The organism is Burkholderia sp. USMB20, from assembly GCF_000949135.2.
GTDB lineage: Bacteria > Pseudomonadota > Gammaproteobacteria > Burkholderiales > Burkholderiaceae > Burkholderia.
Map to the genome: position 1 here is coordinate 1 of NZ_JTAN02000026.1, position 6,199 is coordinate 6,199.

At 58.7% G+C, this 6,199-nt stretch carries 4 protein-coding genes; all 4 read right to left on the bottom strand.

All coding sequences use genetic code 11. The features are described from left to right. Positions 1-357: 357 nt before the first annotated feature. Positions 358-1,938 (bottom strand): AMP-binding protein, encoded by a 1,581-nt coding sequence (locus PL79_RS35925; protein ID WP_328592095.1) that lies wholly within the window; start codon positions 1,936-1,938, stop codon positions 358-360. Continuing rightward, a complete protein-coding gene (locus PL79_RS35930) occupies positions 1,928-3,094 on the bottom strand; it encodes an acetyl-CoA acetyltransferase (RefSeq protein ID WP_044849260.1) in 1,167 nt (388 codons plus the stop codon). The genes PL79_RS35925 and PL79_RS35930 overlap by 11 nt, the downstream gene beginning before the upstream one ends. 218 nt (positions 3,095-3,312) lie before the next feature. After that, positions 3,313-4,875: an acyl-CoA synthetase gene (locus PL79_RS35935; RefSeq protein ID WP_044849261.1), complete on the bottom strand. Its 1,563-nt coding sequence runs from the start codon at positions 4,873-4,875 to the stop codon at positions 3,313-3,315. A 14-nt stretch (positions 4,876-4,889) separates the two neighbouring features. Beyond that, complete coding sequence (locus tag PL79_RS35940; protein WP_044849262.1) at positions 4,890-6,056, bottom strand: acetyl-CoA acetyltransferase; 1,167 nt, start codon at positions 6,054-6,056, stop codon at positions 4,890-4,892. Between the last annotated feature and the right edge of the window lie 143 nt (positions 6,057-6,199).

The window sequence follows — 6,199 nt, forward strand, 5'->3', positions numbered from 1 at the left end:
CTCCTCGTACTGCAGGTGCACCCACTCGGTCTGAATGTCGTAGGCTTGGTTCATGTGTCTACTTTAGGAGGAAGCGAACACCCCAGCAGTCCCCTCAAAGGGGACGCCTCCGCGGCGCTCGAATTATTCTTTGGCATCTCCCGTTTCCCGATTATTTTCAATTCGGCTATTTAATATCGAGCTCAGTATTGAGACGCTTATGTGCTCACCGAAATCCAAAATCTTTTCGCGCACGAGATAGTCTCTAGATGCTTCCGACGTTCCAGTCGGCCGACTCACGTGTAGGATCCTACAGTCAGAACGACAAGGATGAGAAAATCGATATTCATGCAATGCTGTCGGGTTTGCCCCCCAACCTCAGTTTTCCTGAGAACTAAGCCTGCTCCGAATTTCTCTTTTAAGGATTTTTCCGTATGCTGACTTCGGCAGGTCTGACCAGAATTCATATCGCTTTGGCCACTTGTACTTTGCCAACCGTTTTGAAAATAGTTGTGCAAACTCATGCGTCTCGACAGCCTGGCCATCAGCGGTGACAAGCACGGCAACGCCGCACTCGCCCCATTTGGGGTCCGGCATCCCCACAACGGCGACTTCCCGAACTTGAGGGTGCATTAGGAGAACTTCCTCCGCCTCTCGTGGATATACGTTGAGGCCACCGGAAATATACATATCGGATTGACGTCCGGTCACGGACACGAATCCTCGCTCGTCCACACGGCCAATGTCACCGGTATGGAACCATCCGCCACGGAACGCGTTGCATGATGCATCCTCATCACGATAGTAGCCGATAAAAGCGGCGGGGCCGCGCGCACAAATTTCGCCTTCCTCCCCCGTAGGAAGCCGGCTGCCATCCTCGGCAAGAATCGCGACCTCGATGCCGGTCCTCGGTAACCCGCAAGAACCCGCTGGGCGGGCCGGATCATCGTCGCACGGCGAATGATGTTCTGGCGCGAGCGCCGTGATATTCGCGGTGAACTCGCCGAGACCGTAGTGCTGGACAAGTACCGCGCCGAGTTTCGCCAAGGCCAACTTCTGGTCGGCGCGGTACATTGGCGCGCCGCCATAGTTGACGCGTCGAAGCGTGGACCGATCATATATATCCACGCTGGGATGTTCGACCAGCTTCTTGAGGAGCGTTGGAACTGCGAAAAAATTCGTCACCTTGTGCGTTTGCACCATATCCCAGACTCGCTCAGGCGCAATCTCTGCGTACGGGTAAAACACCTGAGTGGTCGCTCTGGCGACATGGGCCAGAGCATGCACGCCCGCGCCATGGGAGAGCGGCGCTAGCACAAGCGAGGTGTCGTCGACCGTCGTGCCCGGAAACACGTCAGCAAGGTGGCTGACGATTACAAATGCCAGTTGCCCATGGGTCAGTACGGCCGCCTTTGGGCGGCCCGTCGTCCCGGATGTGTAGAAGAACCATGCTGGATCGTCGTGTTCCACTACCGTTTCAAATTGTGCCGCACATACATTGCTTTTCAGCAACGCTTCGTACGCGTTGTTTCCGCTGACAGGACGGTCATAGCAGAAGCGCCCTTTCAGACAAGGGCTAGCGGATGCAGCTGCGGCCGCATGCAGATCAAACTCCGCATCGTGGAACATTAGACTTGCGCCGCTGTGGTCGGCGATGTACGCGACCTCGGGCTCAGTCAATCGGAAATTGACTGGGACCCATACAGCTCCCGCTTTGAAGCAGGCCCATTTTGTTTCGAACATGCGATGACTGTTGCGTGCCTGAACGAGAACCCGGTCCCCCTTCTCCAGACCGAGGTTGCGCAAGGCTGCCACCAACGAGTCGATCCGCTGGTTCACTGCGCGCCAGGTCAACCGCACGTCGCCGAATATAACTGCCATCCGTTCCGGATATCTTACCGCCGCCTGTGTAACAAGATGTCCAACGTTCATTACCGGCATGGCATCCTCACCGAACACGTTCAAGAACGCTGGCGTAATTCGCAACGGCGCACCCGCCCATATTGAAGACGCCCGCTAACTGGGCGTTTTTCAGCTGCATTGGGCCTGCCGTTTGCGTCAACTGCATCGCGGCCATCACATGCATTGATACGCCGGTCGCACCAACGGGATGTCCTCGCGCCTTGAGGCCGCCAGACGGATTAATCGGCAGCTTCCCATCGATGTCAGTCATTCCATCGAGAATCGCCCGCTTACCCTCACCTCGGGAGACCAGCCCCATCGTTTCGTACTGGATCAGTTCGGAAATCGTGAAACAATCGTGGATTTCCGCGAAATCAAGGTCGTCAATTCCCACGCCCGCTTTCTCGAGCGCCACTCGCCATGCAAGGGCTGCTCCATCGAAAAATGTCACGTCGCGTTCACTCAACGACAGGAAGTCGTTCACGTGGCTTGTCGCTCGAAAAGCCACGGCGCGGGACTTCGTTATTGCAACGTTCTTATCAGCCAATACCACAGCGGCGGCCCCATCGGAAATGAGCGCGCAATCTGTGCGCTTCAGCGGTCCGGCTACGACAGGATTGCGCTCGGACACCTCCCTGCAGAATTCAAATCCGAGGTCTTTCTGCATATGTGCATAGGGATTGCGTGCTCCGTTACGATGGTTTTTTGCGGCAATCGCGGCCAGCGCATCGAGCTGATTGCCGTACCGGCCGAAATAGGTTTCCGCGATCGTCCCGAATACTCCCGCAAACCCGCCACGCATGCCGCCTGACTCCTTGACATAGCTTGCTTTGAGAAGATTCTCGCCCGCAACGGCACTGCTAACTCCGCTCATCTTCTCCACGCCAATCACCAGAACGTGCCGGGCCGTGCCCGCCTTGAGACTGTTCAGTCCTTGCTGGATTGCAGCCGAACCGGTGGCACACGCGTTTTCGATACGCGTCGCGGGTTTGAAGCGTAGAGCCGGATCGCACTGCAGAACCAACGAGGACGGAAAGTCCTGTTGGACGAACCCGGCGTTAAAGGTCCCCAGAAAAATTTCATCGATATCGGATGCCTCCACACATGCGTCAGCCATCGCTTCGCGAACCACTTCGCCAATGAGATCCTCCATCTCGCGCGCTTCGAATTTTCCAAAGCGCGTATGAGCCCATCCCACCATACAAGCAGTCATCTTCGATTCTCCGGTTCTTCATGCAGGGGCTTTACATACCATCTGGGGCTGCGTTTTCGCCAAAACAGCTCTCCGGAAGTGCGGTCTCTTCGGCCCAGGCTGACCCTCGCCGATGAACTCGCATCGCGCCGACAACGGGGGAATCCCGCACTGCGCGTTGCGCGCTACGCCCGCTCCAACTCCCCAGCGCTCATCAAGCCGATAGGCCAAGCGCGCATTCACGCCACCAAGTCTCCGCGCTCGAAGAGCTGTTTACGAATATCCCTTTTTGCAATCTTCCCGTAGCCCGACTTCGGCAGACTGTCCCAGAAGAACACGTGGTGTGGCCACCGATATCGCGCACAACGGCCTTCCAGATGCGCCAGGAGTGCGTCGCAATCAAGCGCCGCGCCCTCGCGACGGACCACCACCGCTACACCGACTTCGCCCCACTTTGGGTTCGGTACGCCGAGCACCGCGACTTCCGCCACACCCGGATGCGTCAACAACACCTCTTCCACTTCCCGCGGATAGACATTGGAGCCTCCCGAGATGTACATGTCTGACTCGCGACCAGTGACATACAGCAAGCCGCGCTCGTCTAGTTTCCCAAGGTCGCCCGTGTGGAACCATCCGCCCCGCAGCGCTTTCGCCGTCGCATCGGCGTTATCGTGATAGCCGGAGAAGACCGCGGGTCCTCGAACACATATCTCACCTACTTCGCCTTCCGCCACTGGGTTCAGCTCAGCGTCAAGTATCGCCACTTCCATGCCCGTGCGCGCGCGACCGCACGAGCCGATGTGCGCGTTGGGATCGTCATCATCGGCCGAATGCATATGCGCGGGAAGCACGGTGATGTTGCCGGGGACCTCGCCCAGACCGAAGTACTGCACCAATACCTTGCCCAACTTCGCGAGGGCGAACTTCTGATCGGCGCGGTACATCGGCGCTCCGGCATAAATCATGTAGCGCAGACTTGTATGGTCGTACCGGTCTACGGCCGGATGCTCTACTAGCATTTTGACGATGGTCGGCACGGTGAACAGGTTGCTGACGCGATGCCTCTCCACGGCTTGCCAAACCAACTCGGGGTCCAACTTTTCGCTTGGCAGCAACACCGTAGGTGCACCACGGGCCACATTCGCCAACGCATGAATTCCGGCGCCATGTGATAGCGGCGCCACGGCGATGGAGCAATCGCGCTCAGTCGTGCCCGGGATCAGGTCCGCCAAGTGATTGGTCACCACAAACGCCATCTGCCCGTGGGTCAGCATGCCGGCTTTGGGACGGCCGGTCGTACCGGACGTATAGAAGAACCAGAGCGGATCATCATAGGCGACAGTCTCGTGTTCAGCCGTCGCCCCCATGTGGTCTCGGATGAGTTGCTCATAGTTGTGCAGACCAGTTCGTGGTTCGCCGATCATGATGATGTGCTTTAACCCGGCATCCGTAGCACGCACCGCCTCGGCGTGATCGACAAATACATCCTCCACGATCATCGTTGTCGCGCCGCTCGAAGCGCCCAGGTAGGCCACCTCCGGTGGCGTCAGTCGGAAATTGGTGGGCACCCAAACGCAACCGAGGCGAAAGGCGATCCAGCAGCTTTCGAACATCTGCACGTTGTTGCGCGACTGGACCAGGATGCGATCCCCTTTGCGAACACCGAGTCCGCGCAACGCGACTGCCATGGCAGCCACGCGCTGCTCGATCTCTGCCCAACTCCAAGTCTGATCACCTCGGAATATCGCAGGCCGATCCGGATACAGTCGAGCGGTCTGCGTCAGCAATTGCCCGAGGTTCATGGTTTGCGCCGCGTTCACACCGACTCCAGGATGCTCAGGTAACTGGCGACGGCAGAACCGCCCATGTTGAATACAGCCCCGACGCGCGCGTCCTGCACCTGCATGTCATCTGCAGTGCCCGACAACTGCATCGCCGCCATCACGTGCTGCGAAACCCCCGTAGCACCGATCGGATGTCCCTTGGACTTGAGGCCACCCGACGGATTGACCGGCAGCCTGCCGTCCTTGCGCGTGACACCGTCAAGTATGACGCGCGCACCTTGCCCGTGAGGTGCCAGTCCCATAGCCTCGTACTGGAGCAACTCGGCAATCGTAAAGCAGTCATGCGTCTCAACGAACGAGAGGTCTTCGAGCGTGGCTTCGGCGGACCAGAGCCCCTGTTGCCATGCGAGCGCTGCGCCTTCGAAACGAGTGGGGTCGCGCTGCGACATCGGCAGGAAGTCATTGACTTGAGCGCGCGAGCGCCAACGCACCGGCGCGCCCTTCGCACCGTGTATAGGTTCGGTCGACAGCACTAAAGCTGCAGCCCCATCGGATATGAGCGAACAGTCGGAGCGCTTCAAAGGGCCCGACACGAAGGGGTTCTTCTCCGAAACCGTACGGCAGAAGTCAAACCCCAAGTCTCGCTGCATGTGGGCGTAAGGGTTGTGCATGCCGTTGCTGTGGTTCTTGGACGAGATCGCAGCCAGTGCATCGGACTGGTCACCGAAACGCTCGAAGTATTTGGTCGCGATGCCGCCGAAGATTCCTGCGAAGCCGGCCGGATCCGCGCCTTCTTCCTTGACGTAGGAGCACTTGATCAACGTGGCCGCCACTTGCGGGGTGGTGAGCTCGTTCATCTTCTCCATGCCAATGACCAACGTGCGCTTCATGCGCCGCGCCGCCATCGCGTCCAGCGCTGCCCATATCGCTGCGGAACCAGTGGCACATGCGTTCTCCGCCCGAACGGCCGGTGTGTGCCGGAACTCTGGCATCGCCACCGCTGGCAAGGATGCCGTGAAATCCTGACCGACGAAACCCGCGTTGAAGTGGCCAAGAAAAATGCCGTCGATGTCGCCCGGCTCGAGGCCGGCGCTGTCCAGTGCAGGTTGCACCGCGTCACGGATCATCTGCTCCAGATCCAACTTGTCCAGTTTGCCAAAAGGCGTGTGTCCCCAGCCGATGATGTATGAGTTGCTCATGTGGACCTTCTAAACAAAAGATGATGACGGGAATCCTGTTGGCCGAGGGTGCGCTACCGTCGGGTCTACTGTGCAGCCCACACCAACCGGCCTGAGCGCTCAGGCCTCCAGCAACTTTCGCTCGACGAGCCAGCCGCGGATCA

Bases quoted from the DNA above. Each gene is read 5' to 3' on its own strand.
- PL79_RS35940 (WP_044849262.1), bottom strand. From the start codon at position 6,056: ATGAGCAACTCATACATCATCGGCTGGGGACACACGCCTTTTGGCAAA.
- PL79_RS35935 (WP_044849261.1), bottom strand. From the start codon at position 4,875: ATGAACCTCGGGCAATTGCTGACGCAGACCGCTCGACTGTATCCGGAT.
- PL79_RS35930 (WP_044849260.1), bottom strand. From the start codon at position 3,094: ATGACTGCTTGTATGGTGGGATGGGCTCATACGCGCTTTGGAAAATTC.